The 21172-nt window shown below is 44.2% G+C and carries 15 protein-coding genes; 2 read left to right on the top strand and 13 right to left on the bottom strand.

What is annotated here, in order from left to right; all coding sequences use genetic code 11:
- Window positions 1-277: 277 nt before the first annotated feature.
- The 9 genes from QUA99_RS15425 to QUA99_RS15385 all read right to left on the bottom strand — a co-directional run bounded on the left by QUA99_RS15425 (window position 278) and on the right by QUA99_RS15385 (window position 15942).
- Window positions 278-2773: a hybrid sensor histidine kinase/response regulator gene (locus tag QUA99_RS15425; protein WP_333238199.1), complete on the bottom strand. Its 2496-nt coding sequence runs from the start codon at window positions 2771-2773 to the stop codon at window positions 278-280.
- 103 nt (window positions 2774-2876) lie between these two features.
- Complete coding sequence (locus tag QUA99_RS15420; RefSeq protein ID WP_333238158.1) at window positions 2877-4763, bottom strand: methyl-accepting chemotaxis protein; 1887 nt, start codon at window positions 4761-4763, stop codon at window positions 2877-2879.
- A 324-nt stretch (window positions 4764-5087) separates the two neighbouring features.
- On the bottom strand, window positions 5088-6548 hold the full coding sequence (locus QUA99_RS15415) for a methyl-accepting chemotaxis protein (RefSeq protein ID WP_333238156.1): 1461 nt from the start codon (window positions 6546-6548) through the stop codon (window positions 5088-5090).
- 423 nt (window positions 6549-6971) lie between these two features.
- Entirely contained in the window at window positions 6972-8105 is a 1134-nt protein-coding gene (locus QUA99_RS15410; RefSeq protein ID WP_333238154.1) for a chemotaxis protein CheW, read from the bottom strand.
- A gap of 3 nt (window positions 8106-8108) precedes the next feature.
- Window positions 8109-9785, bottom strand: a complete 1677-nt coding sequence (locus QUA99_RS15405; RefSeq protein ID WP_333460370.1) for a CheR family methyltransferase — start codon at window positions 9783-9785, stop codon at window positions 8109-8111.
- 389 nt (window positions 9786-10174) lie between these two features.
- Window positions 10175-11941: a R3H domain-containing nucleic acid-binding protein gene (locus QUA99_RS15400; RefSeq protein WP_333238149.1), complete on the bottom strand. Its 1767-nt coding sequence runs from the start codon at window positions 11939-11941 to the stop codon at window positions 10175-10177.
- Between the two features lie 122 nt (window positions 11942-12063).
- Window positions 12064-13215, bottom strand: a complete 1152-nt coding sequence (gene ldpA, locus QUA99_RS15395) for a circadian clock protein LdpA (RefSeq protein ID WP_333238147.1) — start codon at window positions 13213-13215, stop codon at window positions 12064-12066.
- A gap of 543 nt (window positions 13216-13758) precedes the next feature.
- Window positions 13759-15081 (bottom strand): four-carbon acid sugar kinase family protein, encoded by a 1323-nt coding sequence (locus QUA99_RS15390; RefSeq protein WP_333238144.1) that lies wholly within the window; start codon window positions 15079-15081, stop codon window positions 13759-13761.
- A 192-nt stretch (window positions 15082-15273) separates the two neighbouring features.
- A complete protein-coding gene (locus tag QUA99_RS15385; RefSeq protein ID WP_333238142.1) occupies window positions 15274-15942 on the bottom strand; it encodes a hypothetical protein in 669 nt (222 codons plus the stop codon).
- Window positions 15943-16038: 96 nt separating this feature from the next.
- Between QUA99_RS15385 and QUA99_RS15380 the strand changes: the two genes are divergently transcribed.
- The gene (locus tag QUA99_RS15380) at window positions 16039-17208 is read left to right on the top strand and encodes an IscS subfamily cysteine desulfurase (protein ID WP_333238139.1); all 1170 of its coding nucleotides are present in this window, start codon (window positions 16039-16041) and stop codon (window positions 17206-17208) included.
- Window positions 17209-17355: 147 nt separating this feature from the next.
- On the opposite strand, the gene QUA99_RS15375 is transcribed toward QUA99_RS15380, so the two are convergent.
- From QUA99_RS15375 to QUA99_RS15360, 4 genes are all read right to left on the bottom strand, one after another.
- Window positions 17356-17787, bottom strand: coding sequence for a hypothetical protein (locus tag QUA99_RS15375; protein WP_333238136.1), 432 nt, complete (start codon window positions 17785-17787; stop codon window positions 17356-17358).
- A 2-nt stretch (window positions 17788-17789) separates the two neighbouring features.
- Entirely contained in the window at window positions 17790-18005 is a 216-nt protein-coding gene (locus QUA99_RS15370; protein ID WP_333238134.1) for a hypothetical protein, read from the bottom strand.
- A 188-nt stretch (window positions 18006-18193) separates the two neighbouring features.
- Window positions 18194-19198 (bottom strand): glycosyltransferase family 2 protein, encoded by a 1005-nt coding sequence (locus QUA99_RS15365; protein ID WP_333238131.1) that lies wholly within the window; start codon window positions 19196-19198, stop codon window positions 18194-18196.
- Window positions 19199-19395: 197 nt separating this feature from the next.
- Window positions 19396-20127 (bottom strand): C40 family peptidase, encoded by a 732-nt coding sequence (locus tag QUA99_RS15360; RefSeq protein ID WP_333238129.1) that lies wholly within the window; start codon window positions 20125-20127, stop codon window positions 19396-19398.
- A 92-nt stretch (window positions 20128-20219) separates the two neighbouring features.
- Between QUA99_RS15360 and QUA99_RS15355 the strand changes: the two genes are divergently transcribed.
- Window positions 20220-21158, top strand: coding sequence for a serine hydrolase (locus QUA99_RS15355; RefSeq protein ID WP_333238126.1), 939 nt, complete (start codon window positions 20220-20222; stop codon window positions 21156-21158).
- The last annotated feature ends 14 nt before the right edge of the window (window positions 21159-21172 follow it).

The following is a 21172-nucleotide window of genomic DNA, read 5'->3' as shown; positions in this document are numbered from 1 at the left end:
CAGTAACCGCGCAGTCATTCGATTTTAGATTTTAGATTTTAGATTTTAGATTGACTTGCGCGAGATAAATTCGGGGGACGCAAGGATTTTCGATTTTGGATTTTGGATTGATTCCACGGATAAATCACGTGGCGGGTACCATCAAGAAAGTCTTGGTCAAAGTATTGGGCATTGGGCATAGATGCACTGGTAATGGTGCACTGGGCGCTGGATATTGGGCCTTGCTAATTGGTAGTAAATAACAAATGCCTCATAACCAAGGAGTAATGACTTATGACTAAACTAACCTTTTTAGTGTCTCTACCAACACATCTTGATTGAAAGTACCTTTAGGAATATAAGCATTCGCCCCCGCATCAGCCCCTCTTTTTTTATCTTCATCCGATGCCAAGGATGTCACTAAAATTATCGGCAACTCACTGTATTCTTTTTGCTCCCGAATCTTAACAGTCAGGGCCAAACCGTCTAAGTTTGGCATTTGTATGTCAGAAATCACAGCATCAAAATCGCGAGTTTTTAATTTATGGAAAGCATCCAATCCGTCTACCGCAGTCACAACTTCGTAACCCGCACCTTCTAGGATGCGCTTTTCTTGAGTGCGCGTGGCGATCGAGTCTTCTGCTAATAGTATAACTTGTTTTCGGGTGGCAGTCTCAAGTTGCGATCGCGCACTCCCAACCCCACGAGACGAAACTTGCTGGCGTACAGATTTTATCAAATCGTGGGGATTGAGTACCATACAAACTTCCCCAGTACCGAGAATTGTGGCACCCGAAACATTTCGCACCCGTTTCAGCAATTGACTTTGAGGTTTCATCACCACATCCTGTTCGTCTATCAAAGCATCTACAAATAATCCCAATCTTTCCTCCCCTACTTTCAAAACAATACAAGGCATTTTTGAAGAAGTTGAATTTAATAATTCTTGGGAATTTTTTCTCAGAATTTCGCTACCGGTTTCCTGTATCAAATACCGTTTTTTTTGCCACCATTTTCTATTATTTAATTCTAGTAAATCTGTTAGATGAGCAACTGACAGAGGCTGACCCTTTGAAAGTATAGTTTCCTTACCTTCTATAGCAAATATCTCAGACTGAGACACCTGTTGTGCCGTGTCTACAAACTCGACTGGCAGAGCATAAGGAATGTCTTCAACAACGACAATTAATACATTTGCTGTAGCTAAAGACGTGCTAATTTGCAGCCTCAAAGTGCATCCTTTTCCCGGTAAAGACTCTACTTGAATACTACCTTTTAGGGCTTCAACATTAGTGCGAACTACATCTAAACCCACCCCGCGTCCCGATACTTCTGTAACAAATTTTTTGGTAGAAAAACCAGGAGTAAAAATTAAATATTGTACTTGACTTTCGGTCATATCTGCCAGTTGTTCTAGCGTACAAATATTACGTTTTACAGCCGTTTGTTTAATACTATCTAAATTTAGTCCCCGACCATCATCAGCAACTTCAATAATAATATTGCTAGCAATATTATAGCCTTTAATTCGGAGAGTGGCCACGGGAGGTTTACCTAAATTTTTCCGCTCCTCAACAGTTTCAATACCGTGGTCGATCGCATTTCTAATCATGTGCATTAAAGGGTCTTTCATTTCCTCTAAAATGCGTTTATCTGCTGTAGTTTCGCCTCCTTCCATCACTAATGCAACTTCTTTACCTTCCCGTTTCGCTAAGTCTCGAACAGTTCGAGGAAATAAATTAAAAATAGTAGACAAAGGCAGCAGTCTCATAGTGCGAATTCCTGATTCTAATGCCTCAGCGATTAATTCGAGTCTGGCAGTATCTTCATAAACTCGATTTCTCAAGCGGTTGACTAAAGTTCCGAGACGTTCTAAACGTTCTTCTGTACGTTGATAGTAATCCTGCAATTGGCTAAATTTACCGTTGGGTTTAATACCGTTTTCATCTATTTGCATCCGATCAAAACTCAAGCTCGTTACAAAATATTCTCGGCTCCACTCTTCCCACAAAGTTGTAATTTGTTCGATCTCTGCAACTCGGTGTCCTAACCTAGTTTTTGTGACAGTAAGTTCCCCTGCTTGAGTCATTAAATCGTCTAAATTTTGAGTAGCAACGCGAATAGTTTCAATGCGGTAAGATGAGGTTGATGATGCACTAACTGCCGACTGCGAAGCCGACTCAGTGGCGAGTCCAGAAGGTGCAGGAAAGTTGTGAGATTGCAGTAGAAATTCTGGCTTGGATTGTAGGGGTAAAAAAGAGGAATTTTGCTCTAAGTTAATGACTTCAGAAGTTTCAACATTTGTTTCTAGTTCTTTGGTAGAAGGCTCAGTAAATTGCGCTTCTACCAACGGTTGTTCTGGTACTTGCGAAGCTGAGGACTCTAATATTGAGGCAGCAGCCTGTGGCTGTGGCTGGCTAGAAGCACCCATCATGCTAGCGAGGATGTAGAAAGTATTAACGCCGGAATCTTCGCCGGTAACGGCTTCGTTAATGAGTTTCCGCATGGCGTCTAAACCTTGCGAAAGTCGATCGCTAATATCGGAATTCAGTTGAGTTTCTCCCCGCTTGACAGATCCCAAAATATGCTCCATTTGATGAGCTAAAGATGCTAAATTTTTTACTCCCAGCATCCCAGCATCACCTTTAAGAGAATGGGTTTCCCGCAACAATTGTTCTAACTTAGCTAAGTCGCCCGGGTGTTGTTCTAAGTACAGCAATCCGTCGTCGAGTTTCTGTAAGTGTTCTTGACTAGCGACTTTAAATACATCTCGAAGTTCTCTATCTTCAATCATCATATATGTTATTGAGTAATAAGTAATGGGTACTGAATCAGGGTAATTAGTAATGATAATTATGTTTAATAATCGCTCGTTACTAATGATTAATGACTGATGACTACACGACTTCTTTAAGATTAAATGCAGCTTCTGTGAGTTGTTGAGTACCCATTTTAACTTGAGTAATGCCGCTGACTGTTTGAGACGCGGATTCCTTGAGAGAACTCATGGCATCACCTACTTGCTGAATTGCGATCGCCTGCTGTTTAATATTAAAAGAAATTTGCTGGTTGCTAGCAAACACCAGATTGCAAGCTTCCCTCACACCCGTAAAAGCTTCTGCCGTATCTTGTGCTGTTTTCACCCCTTCTGCAACCGTTTTGCGACTATCTTCAGTTGCTTTCACCGTTGAGTCGATCGCCCCCTTAATTTCTGGAATAATACCATTAATCTTTTGTGCAGCTTGTTGGCTTTCATCTGCTAACTTACGAATTTCGCTTGCTACCACCGCAAAACCTTTACCGTACTCGCCGGCTCTGACTGCTTCAACAGCGGCGTTGAGAGCCAGCATATTAGTTTGGCTGGCTAAATCGCTAACCAAACTTGCGAGAGTCGATATATTGCCAATCTGACTCGTGCTGTCGTCGAGTCGATGATTTTGCTTAGAAATTGCCACCACAGCTTCTCTAAGATTCAGCATTTGATTGAGAGTTTGATCTACCTTTTTAGTACCTTCTTCGGCTAGATTTAAAGCTTGGCGAGCCGCAACGGCAACAGACTCAGCTTGCTCGGCTGTTTGCTGAGAAGATATGCCCAAATTTTCTAGAGTTATAGTTGTTTGATTGACCGAGACAAATTGCCTATCTGCTATTTGCTCTTGCCTGTTCATATTAGATTCTATTTGCAGTGAAAATGACGATATTTGGTAAATCAACCCCCGAATGAGAGCAACAATTTGTTGCAAATAAAACCATCCAAATGCCAGCACCACAGCCAGGGAAACAATAGCAATAAAGGCGACTATCTTTTGAAGAGAATTGATTGAATTAAATAGCATTTTCTTGGGTGAATTATTCACAAGCACTAAAAATTTATTTGTATTTTCTTTACTGGGAAAAACTGTATTGTAGCTAATCACTAGATCCCTATTCTCAATATTTCCCTGACCACCTGAGAGTATTTTAGCAACAATGTCTCCTGAATAATCATTTTTGACATTTTCCTTAGTTTGGAGTTCAAATCCCCATGCTTTTTTAGGATTGGGATGAGCCAGATAATACCCATCTTGATTTAAGATAAAAGATTGATCTGATAATTCATGATTAAAATTTTTAACCCTATCGATCAGAGTGCTACCCAGAGCATTGCTAATCAAAATACCTTGTCTTTCCCCTTTGGGATTAAAAATTGGAGTTGCGTAGCGAATTGTTGGCTTGTAAGGAATGTCTATTTTCCCCCTTTCCTGATTCAGTTCTAAAGAAGACACATAGACTTCTCCTGATTTTAGCTTCATAGTTGCCAGAAAGTAATCTCTGTCTGCTTTATTTTGTAGTTGAGAATCTGGAATAACTTGGATATTTTGGCCGCCGTCAGAATCAACGCGCACGATCTCCTTACCGCTGTTATCTATGTAACGCAATTGCATATAATATGGCTTAGCTTCCATCATGGATAAAAATGTGAGTTGCATTCGATAAACCCAATCTTTATAAGTTGAATTAGTTTGTTTGTCTACTCCATTTCCTTCTTTAGCTCTAATCATTCCCTGAACTGGGGGAGTTTTGCGGAGAAACAAAATATCTGCTCTCAAATTTTCAAATTTGTTAATCATTTGATTGGCGGTAGAATTAACACTGTCACTAAGGGTTATTAATGCTAAATTTTGCATGGCTTCTGTTGAAGAATAAATTCCATACCAACCAACAATAGATACTGGAATCAAGGTACTTAAAATTAGGAGAAGGAGCAGTCGGTGCTGCATTTTTTGGAAAAATTTGTTCATCATTGGTTACTGGAAATTGGTTACTGGGAACTTGTACGCTCGCGTAGCCGAAGTATTGGGAATGGGCAACTTGTACGCTCGCGTAGCCGAAGTATTGGGAATTGGGAATTGGTAGTAAATAAAAAATAACAACTCCCAAATAATAACTCACAAATCACAACTAACTACACTGCTGACTTGAGATTAGGTTCTGATTTGCCCAGAAACAAGTGATTACTCCCGTTAATATCGCTGGAATTGTAACGAGGCCGATCGCCAAAGCAATTGATTTAATTTTTAAGGATATATTTGGCATTTTTTGGGAACTATTCATAATTCACCGCTCTCCTACAAAACTGCTTTCAAATCTAAAGCTGCTTCATTCAATTTTTGAGTGCCGACTTTAGTTTGACTGATACCGCAAGCGGTTTGGGCTGCGGCTTGATTGAGAGAGTTCATAGCTTGCACTACCTGTTCGATCGCGATCGCTTGCTGTTTGGCATTCAGCGAAATTTGCTGAGAACTCAAAACCACATTGTTAATGGCATTGGCAACTCCAGCAAATGCCGCTGCAGTTTCTGAGGCAATATTCACGCCCGATTCCACAGTTTTAGTCCCTTCATCTGTCACCATTACCGTTGAGTTAATCGCTTTTTGAATATCAGCAACTAATAGATTAATTTGCGATCCTGATTTTTTACTGCGATCGGCAAGTTTGCGAATTTCTGACGCCACCACGCCAAACCCCTTGCCGTGTTCCCCCGCTCGCACAGCTTCAACAGCAGCGTTGAGTGCTAACATATTAGTTTGATTGGCCAAATCGCTAACTACAGTTGAGATATTACCAATGTGATCTGTTTGTTCGCTCAACTCTATAATTTGTCCTTGGATATCCTGAACTTTAGTTTTTAGAGTTGCCATTGCTTCTAAAGTTTGTTCTACAGCTTTTGTGCCACCTCCAGCTAAATTCAAAGCTTGCATTGCTTGAACCACTGCTGTTTCTATCTGCTGTGATGTCGCCCTGGAAGATGCTCCCAATTCGTCCATTGTAGTAGTAGTTTGATTTACTGAAGCTGCCTGCTGACTTGCCATCCGTTCCTGTTCTTCCACAGTGGCTGCAATCTCAGTCGAAGAAGCGGCGATCGAGCTAATTGCGCGATCGATAGTTTGGGCAATTCCTGAAGAAATCAGCCAAGCTATAACCGCACCCAACACCAACAAAAACACGGAACCAAATACCAATGCCGAGAGCAAGAAAACTAAAGATTGCTTCGTTTTTTCTCTCGCTTGCTTAATCGCTTTTACTTCTATTTCGCGAAATTGCTTATTCACTTCCACAAATTCATTCACAAATTGTGTCTGTTTTCCGGTGTTAAAAAGAGCCAATGCTTCGGCTGTCTTATTTTTTTGTAATAAAACAACTATTTCATTAGAACCCTCATAATATTCGTTGCAGAGTTCTAGCATCCTCTGTAAACGCATTCTCTGTTCAGGATTTTCCATCTTCAACTCCGCACTATTTCCCGAATCACGAGCTAATTTTCCACCTGTATTAAAATCCTTTAAAAACTGCGGACTTTTATTAATTAAATACCCGCGCATCCCCCGTACCATTTGTTCCGCACCTGTGGACATATCATTTGTGTATCCGATCACATTTTCGATCCTTTCTACTTCTTGAAAATTATTCAAGGCCTGATTAGTAGTTGTATAAACTAGCAGAGGAAAACCCAAGTATATAGTTGCCGGTGCTACATAGGCCAGCAGCATTCTATTTCTAATATTTAATTTTATTAACTTAGAAAACATATTTTTCTCCTTAATTTAAGCACGTGCATACACGAATTAGATTGCTTACTCAAATCTCGCTTTAAAAGCAGATTTGGTATAACTCAATACGCTTGGGTTAAAACTATTTATTCCTCAGAGATCCCCCTCGCATCCCCCGCATCGTTGCGAGGACTTTGAGTAAGTTCTTGCCCCCCCTTTGTAGGGGCGGTGCCCCCGTGCCCGCCCTTGGCTAGGGCAGATCGAGTTTAACTCAACCGTATTGTGGTATAACTAACTTCTTTACTCCTGGACGCATTTCAAGATAATTCTCTCATGCTGAGTCCCAATCCTTATCAGTCCTGATCTCTGCGTTGGATCGGGATTGCGAAGGAAATGAAGCATCAAGCGAGATGCTTCACTGGACTCATGGCACATAGGCTTTGCGTAAGTCCTGTTCTTGATTCAAACCTCTTCATCAACAACTACTCCTCCTTTTGTCAGCAGTTTTTGCAAGTTCAGAATAGCCATCATTTTTTCCCCGTAAATAGCTGTCCCCCGTAGATATTCGCGGTTTGCAGAATGCAGTGCTGCCGGAACCGCCGCAATTTCCGACACATTTAAGTATATAATATCTAATATTTCGTCAACCACTATACCAGCGACAAAATCCGCCACTTCAACAACGATCGCCTTAGAGAGATAATTGGCAGCCTCCGACATATTTAAAGACATATTTAAAACATTGCGAATATCAATTAGCGTCAAAATTTCTCCCCGTAAATTCATATTTCCAACTATGCGATCGGGAGTGCAAGGAACCGGAGTTACTTGGCTAATATCAGTAAATTCGCGCACTAGATCCAAAGGAATACCAAAGTATTCGCTATTCAAAACAAACACCGCCAGGGACATATTAATTGCAGCATCATTTTCCCCCTCGCCTTGCCGCCTCAAATGATTAGCGCGCGATTGAAAAATTGCTTTTTCTTCCGGGTTGGCCTGCGGGCAAAAAACGTGACGCTTGCTCAAAATTTTAGGATTTTCTCCTAACAATTTTGCATTTATTTCCCTCTGTAAACTTTTCGTCTCTGCCTCACCTGCTGTTTCTTCCCTACCTGCATTGCTTGGAAAAACCGACCAGCTTTCCTCTGACTTTTCGGCGGAAGAATATCCAATTAGGCAATCGAGATTCAGCAGCATGATAATATCGGCTTCGCAGCGGGCAAATCCAGCTACAAAATGATGAGAAGCTTCTGAATTATCTCGCCCGTAAGATAGCTGCGGAGTGATGGCATCTTCTGAGAGTTCCTTAACTTCGCGAACTTGATTGACAATTATACCGACTTTCGATTCTTGGCACTCTATGACGATCGTACTATCTGTCACAGAATACTCCTGCCAAACGTATCCAAAACGGAGATTCAGATCCATCACGGGCAGAATTTCGCCCCGAAGGTCGATCGCCCCAACAATATCTTGAGGTGCTTCTGCAATTGCTGTCAACTCCGGCAGAAAGAAAATTTCCCGAATGTAGCAGGCTTCTATACCGCAGAGAAAACCGTTCTGTTCAAAGATAAGATACGGTTTAGTTTCCATATTTTAGCGTACAGTTTCTTTACTGTATAATTGTAACAATTTTTTTTTTACATTCATCAGCACTTGACTCGCTGTCATTTTACCCTGTGAATCTATGGGAGTGTTTGGCGGTAGTGCTTTCAGAATTTCACAAGATGAATTGTACATTTTAAGAGCTCTTTTTCCTTGACCTTCTTTATTGTATATATTCCCTAGATCTATATAAGCTGAAACAAAAGATGGGCACATATAAATAGTCCTCTTTAATAATTTTTTGGCTGTTTCCAATTGCCCCTGTTCTTCAGCAATTTGAGCTTGTAAATAATCAGTATATACCGATCCAGGTTCTACTTTCCTAGCTCGATTACAGTATTCTATTGCCTGAGAATAATTGCCGGCATTTGCCTGAACTTGAGCGATTAAAAAATAAGCATCAAAATTATGCCCGTGCAAGTCTATTGCCTCTTTTGCCTTGTTGATTGCCTCAGCATAGTCTTTATTTTTAAATAATTTTTTAGCCTCTAAAATTAGCATTTGAGGCGTTTGATTTTGAGTATTTTCTGCTAGTATTTTTTGTGTAAATGACACGGCATTGTTCGGTAAGCCCTCCTCCAGATAGCGAGAGGGCTGCATATTCCCCAGCGGATTACTTATTTTTAATACCGGAGGCATCTCTATCTCTGGAAAATTGCTATTAGTAGTAAAACGAGGTGGCATCGTTTCCCCTGTTAGCAACTCACCACTATCATCGCCCATAGTATCTGCTTTCGGGAATTCCCGAAATGCCGAGTTGGCTTCCCCTACCGTCCCAACCCTAGACTCTATTTGACACCCTTCCTCCGGTACTCCATCCCGACGCTGATACACCACCGACTCCGGGAAAATCTTGGGTTCAAACTCGTTCATAATTTGACCGTAAACTTCAGCGTGACCGGTCATTAAATATCCTCCAGGTCTCAGGGTCTTGGAAAATTTTTTCAGTACCAGTGAAATATACTTATGTTCAAAATACACAAAAACGTTTCTACACAAAATTAAGTCTATGTTATAAATATTTTTGTAAATATTAGGAAACTCATGTGTGATTAAATTTAAACAGCTAAAATTGACACTTTCGCGCAATTCTAGATTAATTTCCCAATGATTTTGCCTCTGATGAAAATACTGCTTTTGTATCTGCGGGTCAACCAAGCGAAACGACCAATCACTGTAAACTCCTTGGGGCGCTTTTTTGATTACTTTTTCATTGATATCTGTACCTAAAATTAATATTTTCCATTGTTCCCAATCGGGAATCAACTCTTTTAAAACAATAGCTAAAGAATAAGGTTCTTCACCGGTGGAGCAGCCCGCACTCCAGATTCGCAGTGTCGGCTGCATTCCCAACGTCTTGTGCAAGTTTCTTTTCTGCTCTATCAATTCAGGAAAAATTACTCTTTTCAACAGAGCAAACTGTCCTTGATCTCGCATGAAATAACTTTCAATAGTTGTTAATAGCAATACTAATTCTGCCCATTCATTTTTACTTTCAAAATTTTTGGCGGTTAAAAGTTTATAATAGTTTTCGGGTTCGGCGATTTTTTTTGCTATCATTCGAGTCATAATTTTATGAGACAAACCAGCTCGATCTTGGGACCTAATTCGCACACCAATCTCCGCAGTAATTAAGTTGATAAATAGCTGAACTATGGAATCATTCATGTCCACTAAGGTAGATTAATTTGATAATTTGGCAAGTGGCAACTTTTACCGATCTGGTGCTGAGTTTGTGCTGAGGATAGCTCCTAGGCTGCGGGTCGTCCGTTCGCGAAGCCGAAGGGAGCCGAAGGGAAGTGCGTAGCCGAACTATTGGGAATTGGGGAAGTTGTAAGCTCGTGTAGTCGAAGTATTGGTAATTGGAAATTGGGGAATTGGAAATTAGAAATTGGGAATTTAGCCGATCGCCTTAACAAGAACACTGTCACAGAACATCATATCAGAAACTTGCCAGCTACTTAAAGGAAAAAGGCAAAAGGTAAAAGATAGAAGCCAGGAAAAAATTATCCCTTCTACCTTCTACCTTCTGCCTTCAAAGGCACAAATCTCCAACTTTAAGCTGGATATATCCGCAAGCGGCGATTGGGTTCTTCCCCAAAACTGTGGGATTTCAGGTGATAGTGTTCCACAAGTTCGTGCTGCATTTTGCGGACGTTGGGAGAACGGGGCAGGAGTTCCACCGGCTGTCCCTTGGGAATGACAATTTGCTCGACTGCCAAGCGGGTTTCTTCGAGAGCTTCGAGCTCGTCAGAAGAACCGCTGCGGGCGAATAAGGCGAGGTCTGCCACTTCCGGGGTGCCCGGGTCATCCATGTCCAACAGGCGCCGCAAAGCTCTCGCTACGTGGGGAATAGTGCCGGCCTTAATTGTGTGCAGGGGAACTTGGCGAGTTTTGGCCAAGTGCCTCAATTTCGACTGGTTCCGAACGTTCGATCGCAAAGCCAAAACCACGTCAGCACTCTCAATATCCTTTGTCAGCAGTACCGGCAGGTTCAGCGTCGAAATCACCTGTTCGAGCTGGTGGCGAGCTATGCCGTAAGGATAAACGTGGAGGGGCAAATCTTCGCCGTTAGGGCCGACATTTTGGGAAAAACGTCCCGGCTTAGGTACCGGCTCGACGGACAGGGATTCTTCGAGCAGTTGCTCGAAATACCGAGTCTCAGAAACCGGCGCGCTTTTAGCAGCGAAGTTCTCGCTGGGAGCGGGCATAGGCACCATTTTGCCAGCACTCCGCCACCCAGAGATCGGTGTGACGGGCCGGATTGCCGATACCGCAGCCGTGCTGCCGGAAGCTGCGATTCCCGGAAACCGGGCGGGGGGAGTTGCCGACTCCTGCTCGATAATTACTTCTCCTGTCTCGCTAACGCTTCTGATTTGCTGGTTGGGTTCCCGTCCCCGCAGCAGAGTGTCGATCGAATCTGCAACTCGCTCGTGGATTACCCAGCGCTGGCGTTCCAGCATTTCGACGGCTATTTCAAAAGTTGGCGGTGATTTGCGCTCCAAAACCGTCTTTTGAGAACCGCGGCGCCTTGCTTCGTCATCTCCCAGCGTCACCGCTTGGATGCCCCCAATTAAATCTGCCAGAGTCGGGTTTTTCATCAAGTTTTCGAGCCGGTTCCCGTGGGCGGTACCGACCAACTGCACCCCCCTTTCGGCGATCGTCCGAGCCGCCAAAGCTTCGAGTTCCGTGCCGATTTCGTCAATCACGATCACTTGCGGCATATGGTTTTCCACTGCTTCGATCATGACTTGGTGCTGGAGTTCGGGACGGGAAACTTGCATTCTGCGAGCTCTGCCGATCGCTGGGTGGGGAATATCTCCATCTCCGGCAATTTCGTTGGAGGTGTCGATGATTACCACCCGTTTTTCCAAGTCATCGGCGAGCACGCGGGCAATTTCCCGCAGGGCAGTGGTTTTGCCAACCCCAGGGCGGCCGAGCATCAAAATTGACTGACCGGTTTCCACCAAATCGCGGATAATGCCGATCGTCCCGAACACAGCGCGGCCCACCCTCAAAGTCAAGCCGATAATCTCGCCGCTGCGGTTGCGAAGGGCGCTAATTCGGTGCAGGGTTTGCTCGATACCGGCTCGATTGTCGCCGCCGAAGTGGCCGACTCGCTCGATGCAATAGTTGAGGTCTGCCTTGGAAACTGGCGTTTGAGAAAGAGGTTCGGCCAAGGATGGAAAACGAGCTTCTGGTTGGCGGCCCAAATCCATGACAATCTCAATGAGATTGTTGCGCTGCGGGTGCTGCTCTAAGGGCTGCCGGATCTCATCTGGCACGATGTCTAATAATCTGTTGAGGTCGTCTGTAATCTGCATTCGCCTCGATGTGTTCGGTGACTTTTTCAACTTTTTAGTCACTTGTCAGTTGTCAGTTGCCAGTTGCCAGTTGTTTTTTACTTGTAACTAATGACTAATGACTAATGACTAATGACTAATGACTAAAATTCTTTGAGCTGGGAAACTAGAGAACAAGCTAAACTCACGGCCTCCGAGAGAAGTTCTGGGACGGCTTCGAGCTGAGGTAGCCGAGATGTTTGAACTTCGGCTGCTGGCCGCGCCACTGCCACCGGAACGGCATAGGCTCGATCGGTCTGCATTGTTTCTAATTGTTCTAAAATTGGCGATAGCAAAACCCTGGCATAGCTGCCGTAAGCTATACCTGCAATTTTTGGGGCATCAGGAATTGACAAATTTTTCCCATGCTCCCCAATCAGTCCCTCGGCTCTCAATTTGCTGACAGTGTGAGCATTAGTGCCGCCTGCAAGTTGCACGTATCCCGGCAACTGGGCCGCCAAAACTTTTTGACCGAGTTTGACTGCAGCTCTAGTAGTTCCTGTTCCGATATCTCCGCTCATCGGCCTACCGTCGGTTTGCCAAATTAGCGGACAAGGAAGGGGGGAAATTATTTGATAGAGTGTCCGCAAATAATCAATCAAACCGTCTCCATCGGGGCAACTAATTGCTATTACCTTGAGTCGATCGACCCAGGGAGCTATGCTCGACCAAAGTCGGGCAAAATCTGCCTCTCTGCCTACTTGCGTGTGGATTTCTAGGGCGTCGGCACCGGATTGCAAGATTAAAGGTGCGATCGCGGCGGGAGCAGACACGTAAGAACGAGTATAAATCAGTTGGCTCGGACAAATCGGCAGACAGCGACCGCAGCCATAGCATTGCTGGTCTATCACCCCGGAAAAACCACTGCCAGCACTCTGAAAAACTATTGCTTCGGCTGGACATATTTTTTCGCACGGCCGCCAGCAGTCCGCCGGACAATCGGCTGGGTTGAATTCGGCTTTGCGAAAATGCGGGTCTTCCCCATCGTTTAAACTCACCATCAGCAACGGCAACCCTTTGCCGCCAAACCTGCGGTTGTGAGTTCTTGCCTGTAATTCGCTGGCCACTTGTAGGGCTTCTTTCGCTGCTGCGACGGCGGCGGGATCTGCCGCGACATCGATACAGTCAGCGCCTGCTAAGGTGTAAGCCAAGGTGAGATTCCGTACAGCAGGCAGGTGTTGAAAGCTCGCCCCACAGATCAGCTTGAACCAATGGCCATCTTTTAATGAGTTTAGGGGATGATAATGTTCTGTCACCCTTATATGCTAATCCTTTGAGCTGAAAATTACTATCTGAAAATTTCTACTTTATTTGAAAATTTAGGCGGGTACAAGCTGGAAACGCTACTGATAGCAGTAGCTCTGGTGCTGTTGGCTCTATATGTAGAGTTCGGAGGTAACTATTTTTGAGAAATCTAATTTTTTTGAGAGTACCTAACGATGACGCGATTTTTAAGTTTGGCTATCGGCTTTAGTTACAGACAGACTTTCTATCATATCATAGTTCGGTCGATTTGGCAAGGAAAAAGTAGGCGAGAGATTTTTTTTGAAGTGGTCGTGCAGTGGCAGTTGCCATAAAGTTCGATCGAGCGAAAGAAACCAATTGATTAACCGCAGATGAACCTTCTCCTCCCTGACTAAAATAGGATTTACGCAGGTGGGTGCAGAAACCGGGTTTTTTCCGAATCTGCGGGCGGAAGCGAAGTATTTTCGTAAAAAAACCCGGTTTCTTTGGTCGGAGTGCGTAAGTCCTGTAAAAGCTAAATTCATCTGCGTTAATCTGCGATTCAACTAGCTATACTACTTGCTCAGCCGCTTGTAAACAGTAGCCAAAGCATGGCTATCCCCCACATTTCCCGGAAACAACACAACTGGCAAATTGGGAAACAGAAGATGCTCTGCCTCGGTTTTTACCACCGAACAACCTGCGATAATTTGACCGATTTGCCTGACACTTTTCAGCGACAAACCTGTACTCAAAACATCATTAGAAGTAATGCCGCCCTTGCTAATCAAAAACCCGATCTCGGCAGGCAGTCCGCGCACGATATCCATCAATAAAGCAGAAACCGCCTCTCCAAATTTTAACCTGATTTCTGCATTGTCAAATTGTAGTTCCTGGCGGCTGGTATAAATTACAGGCGTTTTGCCATCGGCATGAGCAGTGCGGACTTTTTCGAGAATTTCATCGAGTATTTGGGTGCGATACTCTGGTGAATCTTCTAACAAGTGAGATACATCTATTTCAATGCTAACTGTATTGGGTTCTTTTAACAAGCGCTCCAATTGTTCAGTAGTTTTCTTAACGTGGGAACCAACTATTACTGCACCGGGTTTGCCGTTCCTCACGTATTTTGCCATTTCGTCGGCTGCTACTGGCTGCGGGCCGAGGTCAGCTAAGGACGTTAAAATACTCGCCCCGCTGCGGAATAAAAACTTTTTGCCTTGACTGGCAGCAGCGAGAATGTGTTTGGCAAATGTGTCTAAATCGCCTTGGCTTTCGCCGTCAACAACTGCACATTGGTTGTCTTTCATCTCCATCAGTCGATCTAAACTTCCGTAGCGGATGTCTGCAAGTAAAATGCGATCGACTGCATCAGCGGGGATGCGACCTTTGGTTTTTTCTTCTACGTAGTCTGGCAGGTAACTGTGACTGTAGCCGAAGACTGAATCTTTGGCAAATTCGGTTTGGTGAACAGGCGTTGCGACGCTGTTAACCATTAGGTAATGCACGCTGTGGCGGGTAATTCTGCCTCCTTCAAAAAAGGCGGGAATTAAAAAATGAGCGTCGAAGGGGCCAAGTTCTTCGGCGATCGCGTCGGTTTCGATGGGATAGTGGCCGCGCAGGGTAGAATCGGAACGGCTAACTATTAGGAAGTCTTCGATTTTTTCGCTAGCGATCGCCTTTTTGAGATTTTGGCACACTTCGCGGGTGACGGAGGCTGCTTTTTCGGGAGTTAGCGATCGAGTATTTGTCAGTATGAAGAAAATCGGGCACTTGTCCCGCAGCCCCAAACGCAGGGTGTCTTCGTCCCAACGTGTCAGCAGTAAGCAACTGTGCACGGTTTGAGAACCAGTCGGATCGTCGTCGAGAACTATAATCTTGGGTTTAACAGAAGACATACTGACCTGGTTGTTAACGTCACCATTCCAAGATATCCTTACCTGTTACGTAACAGGAAAAAATTTACAATAGTTATGATATTTTTTTCGGAATTATCATAACTTATAATTTGGAGAATGTGTTTGAGTTAGATCGGTTCAGTAAGCTGCATATTGCTACTGGGTAAGAGGCGCACGCAGCCGTGCACGCTACTAAGTTTTGCCATTTTTAAAATTAGCAGCGTTTCGATCTTGTAACTTTTTCATTTCTGCTTGAACTCCCACGGCTACCTGCAAAGCTTCGTTGAGCAATCGCCCTTGTTCGCTAGCTCGATCGCTAATTTGCAGGGCATTCAAATTTCTTAAGTTATTGGCAAACAATTCGGAGTTAGTAGCGACAAATTTTTTGTTTTCCCTAAGAATTCTTTCGGTTTTCAAAGCTCGAACTAAATCGTCTCTGATTAGCTGCAAAGCTTGAATTACTTTGGCCCGATCGCCGATTTTGACTTCCACATTGCCGGCATCTTCTATCTTGTCATTAATTTCAATCGCTTTGATTATACCGTTATAGCGATCGACATCATCAAAAAGATTGATTAAATGTTGGTTTTGGCGGCTGCACCGAATTTTCCACGCATCCTCAAAGATTAAACCGAGGATGGCAGCGAGGTGGAGGGCTAGCCACAACACATACGCCCTAGGAAATATCGCAACCAGCAGCCAACAACTGATGAGAACCAAAACAATTAAACCGACTGTTTTGAGAACTTCGCGGGCAAACTTAGTAGCACTCGCCGGTCGGTATACGCGATCGGGCCCCGCGCCGGTGAGGTGCTTGATCTCGCCGACAGTAATTTGTAATCCCTGAATGTCAGCTCGCATAAATCTTCACAAATATTTGTTAATTATAAAGTTTTGTAGTAGAACAAGGGGCTCGTCTACAATAAACCTAACATTTTTTTCAACCAAAACTGCACTATGTCCGCACGTCCTATCTACCTCGACAACCACGCCACAACCCCCGTAGACAAACGGGTACTTGATGCGATGCTGCCGTATTTCACCGAACAATTCGGCAACGCAGCCAGTATCAACCACGTCTACGGCTGGGAAGCAGAAGCAGCGGTAAAACAGTCACGACAAATCATAGCAGAAGCGATTAACGCCTCGCCTGAAGAAATTGTTTTTACCAGCGGCGCAACCGAAGCAAATAACTTAGCGATTAAAGGCATCGCCGAAGCTTATTTCAGCAAAGGAAAGCACATTATCACAGTAAAAACCGAACACAATGCAATTCTTGACCCCTGTACCTATTTGCAAAAATTGGGGTTTGACATTACTGTTTTACCGGTGAAAAGCGACGGATTGATTGATATAGGCGATTTGATCAAAGCGATTCGGGCAGAGACAATTTTGGTTTCAGTGATGACGGCTAATAATGAGATTGGCGTCATCCAGCCGATCGCAGAAATTGCAGCAATTTGTCGCGGAAATGAGATTCTTTTTCACACAGATGCCGCGCAGGCGATCGGCAAAATTCCCCTCGACGTAGAGGAGATGAATATCGATCTAATGTCCTTGACAGCCCACAAAATTTACGGGCCAAAAGGCATCGGTGCTCTTTACGTGCGCCGCAACAAACCGAGAGTGCAGCTAGCGCCGCAAATGCACGGAGGAGGCCACGAACGGGGAATGCGATCGGGAACTCTCTACCCACCGCAAATAGTTGGGTTTGCCAAAGCAGTAGAATTAGCAATTGCAGAAATGGAGTCGGAAACAGAACGAGTGGTTAATTTGCGGCAGCGTTTGTGGGAAAATTTGAGTGAATTGGGCGATGTTGTTCTCAACGGTCACGCTACGAAGAGATTGCCGGGGAATCTGAATATTAGTGTAGGTGGCGTTGACGGTCAAGCGTTGATGTTGGGCTTGCAACCGGCGGCGGCAGTTTCTTCGGGATCTGCTTGCACTTCGGCGAAAATATCTCCATCTCATGTTTTAGCTGCGATCGGGCGATCGGACAAATTAGCTTATGCTTCAATTCGGTTTGGTATTGGCCGGTTCAATACCGAAGCAGAAATAGACGCAGTTTCCCAACACGCGATCGCAACTATTACATCTCTGCGACAAGCACAAAAAGTAATGAGTTAGAAAATAGTTTTGAGTTTTGAGTTTTGAATTATTTAACTTAAAACTCAAAACTTTTCCTTTAGGTTTTCTCTTATTATGAAGTTGAGTGGGAGATTTTTAACTGTGAAGGTAAATTATTGCAAGAAGATGCCATCCCTGGACTAATTATTATCTAACCTCAACTTGAGTGGCAGTTCGCTTCCGATATTCCTGGTACTCTTCCTCATTTCCTCCAAAAGAATCTGCGGTAACTTGCGCTTGAAGCAACGGCTCTAAAACCGACTCAATCGGTGCAAACTTGCAATAGCAAATCACAACAATATCATAGTCACTACCAGGAATAGTGGGAGCATATTCTTCAACTCTACTAACTTCCCAATCCCCTATGCGGCTGTGGGTAGTTTCTTTAGGAAAATCTGGATTGGCGGATTCAGAAACCCTGTGATATTCCCTCAGTCGGTATCCCGGTTTTGGGGATGGACGGCTAGCAGGAGCATAATGTTCTGCCAGAATTCTTGTTAAAAAACCCGTGTGAGCTAATTTTCTCAATTCCCATCCTTCATCGGTCGGTGATGTTTGAAAAATGATATATTTCCGCATAGTCAATCATCCTCTGAGAAATAACTTGGAAACTGAGTTTCCCCTTCATAAATGCACTTCACCTTGAGAATATCCCCGCCGACTTCCTCATATCCCAATAACTCCCATCCGTACTTCTCTTGGATTTTATAGCATTTTTCAGGGTCTGTTACATAGTGGTAAGAAGTTGGGGTTTCGCTTTCTTTCTCCTCTTCATTCATCGCGATTGTTCCTGACATTGCCTATTCTATACAGTAACATACTCTCGCGACGGCAACCGATAACCTACAACACAAAGACAGCGAACGATCGAAGGCTGAAATCTTACCCATAACCAGGGTCGAGATATCGAGGAGCCTCCGTTCTGAAGGAGAGATACGGTAGTGATGACCCTCTCGACTCTAATCCTGCGTAAGTTGTGAATCGTTTACTTAGAACCAAACACCTCGCGCACCCGATAAATCGGTTTTCCCTGGGACTCGTGATAAGTCCGCATCATCACTTCCGCCAGCAAACCAAAACAAAATAACTGCACGCCAGTTAACAGCAAAACCACAGCCAAAATCAGCAAAGGACGATTGCCAATACTTTGACCAAAAGCCAATTTCAGAAAAGTCAAATAAATCCCTAAAACCGTTCCCAACGTCATAGAACTCAGTCCCAAAAGTCCAAAAACGTGCATCGGTCGAGTCAGGAACTTTTTCATAAAAGAAATAGTTAACAAATCCATTAACACCCGAAAAGTCCGCCAAATCCCGTACTTACTTTGACCGAAACGGCGGGCGTGGTGTCGCACCGGCAGTTCTGCAATTCTCGCCCCTTCAATAAACGCCAACGCCGGCAAAAAGCGGTGCAATTCCCCGTAGAGATTCAAGTCGGCTACCAACTCGGATTTATAAGCTTTCAAAGAACAGCCGTAGTCGTGCAAAGTTACGCCTGTAACGCGACCAATTAACCAGTTCGCAATTTTAGAAGGAATCAACCGGCTGATAGTATTATCCTGCCTATTTTTCCGCCAGCCGCTAACTAAATCGTAGCCTTCATCTAATTTTGCCAACAATAGCGGAATATCAGCCGGGTCATTTTGCAAATCGCCGTCTAGCGTCACAATAGCACGGCCGCGAGCGCGATCGAAACCTGCGGACATGGCAGCAGTTTGTCCGTAATTGCGGCGCAAAATTACAGCACAAAGGTCATCGCGACTGCTGGCTAACTGCTGGAGAAGTTCACCAGAACCGTCCTTAGAACCGTCATCTACACAAATAATTTGATAGCTGAGTCCAGATGGTTGGATAGAAGAGGCGATCGCCTCAATTAAATGAGGCAAACTTTCCACCTCATTATACACCGGCACCACCACCGAAACGTCCAGAACAACCTCAGCCTCAGCTTGCTGTGCAGCCAATTTTTCCAAAAATAATGCAGCGTCCATTTATTTATTCGATAACATTAGTAATCATTAGTCATTAGTCATTAGTCATTTGTCATTTGTCATTTGTCAGCAGTTAACAACTATAGTCATAGAAGCACGGGTGGCCAGAAACCGGGTTTTTTAGAAAAATAATTCGTTAAAACCCTGAATCTCGGTGAACAACCCGGTTTCTTGGTTCGTAGTGCATAAGCCCTAAACTAACTAGGTTGATAACTTGCCACAACTTTACCATATCCCCGCAATTGCTGGTAATAAGCTTGACTGACTAGATCCCCATCCTCCGATAAAACATCGATACCGATACCGTTGCGACCTTGTGCTTTTCCCGAACTGTGAATGTAGCGATTATCTCCGAGATATAATCCTACATGAGTTGCTTTTTCCGGCGTACCAAAAAATACTAAATCCCCCGGTTCTAAATCAGTGATCCTAACAGGTTTAGTAAAAGCTTCCTGCTGATAAGCATCCCTCGGCAACCAGATGCCCGCAGCAACAAAAGCAGCTTGCATCAAGCCAGAACAATCATAATTCGGCCCGACAGTACCGCCCCAAAGATAATAATTGGATTGGTGCATAGCCTCGCGAGCGAAAGTCATTACAATTGGTAATTTTTCCTTGATTTGGGCCTGAGAAAGCACCAGAGGATGATACACTGTTTCTGTCGGGTCGAGCAACTCAACATCTCGAATATCCAGCCATCCCGGATAATCATCTTCGCACAGCCGCACCATCACAGCGGTTGTATCCCCCTGAACAACCGAGTCTATGCCATTTCTCGCCCCCTTGATAAGCTGGGGGGGGTCAACTACTCGCAAATGTCGCCCCAGCGCTGCTTGAGTTGCCAATCGATCGCACTTTGGGGAATCGTAAATATTTATGTGCGATCGGGCCCGGTACTCCACAACATCAGATAATTGATAATTGGCCATTGCTAATTGCTAATTGTTTGCTGTTAATTGTTCGCATTTAACGATAGATTGCCATTAGTTAGCCGTTAACCGTTAACCGTCAGCCATTAACCATGACATTTTTCCACAAAGACGAACAATTAGAAACCCTCGGCAGTAGCATTATAGAGGCAGCCAAAGCAGAATTTACAGGATTAAGCGGCGATCGTACAGCCATTACCTGGATAGTCTACGATCCGCCGGTGCGAGTCAATACAGGCGGAGCCCTGAGTGCAGAAGAATTTTGGAAATATCAACCGCGAGGTTTTAGCAACCGGGCTTCCGAACGAATTTATCCAGCCAGCATCGTCAAATTATTCTACCTCGTTGCCATCTGGGAGTGGGCGCAAAAAGGCATGATTCAAACATCGCCAGAATTAGAACGCGCCGTCCGAGATATGATAGTTGATTCTAGCAACGACGCCACCGGTTTAGTAGTAGATGCCCTCACCGGCACTACCAGCGGCCCAGAATTATCACCAGGCCCCTTTGAAACTTGGAAACAGCAGCGAAACATCGTCAACCGTTACTTTCAATCATTAGATTGGCCGGAATTACAAAATATTAACGTCAATCAAAAAACCTGGTGTGACGGCCCCTACGGTCGCGAGCGAGCAGTTCTGGGAGAATTAATGGAAAATAGAAATATGCTGACGACAAATGCAGCGGCGCGTTTGCTGCACAGTATAATCGGCGGCGTAGCTGTTTCTGCCAAAGCATCGCAAGAAATGATGGGTTTAATGAAACGCAGTTTAGACCCCGCAGAATTAAAAGCAGATCCCGAAAATCAAGTTACAGGTTTTTTAGGCGGGGGATTGCCAGAATCAGCAAAACTGTGGTCAAAAGCGGGACTGACAAGTCAAGTGCGTCACGATGCTGCTTATATTGAAATATCGGGCTTGCGGCCGTATTTGTTGGTTGTATTTACCGAGGGGAAAGAGAATAGCAAGAATGAAGAGATTTTACCATTTATATCGCGGCAATTTGTCGAAGCGATGAATACACTGAATTAGACTTAGTAGTTGAT

It is taken from the genome of Microcoleus sp. F10-B2, from assembly GCF_036704965.1.
Taxonomy (GTDB): Bacteria; Cyanobacteriota; Cyanobacteriia; order Cyanobacteriales; family Microcoleaceae; genus Microcoleus.
The sequence above is the reverse complement of the archived record's forward strand: the minus strand, read 5'-3'. Positions and strand labels throughout refer to the sequence as shown.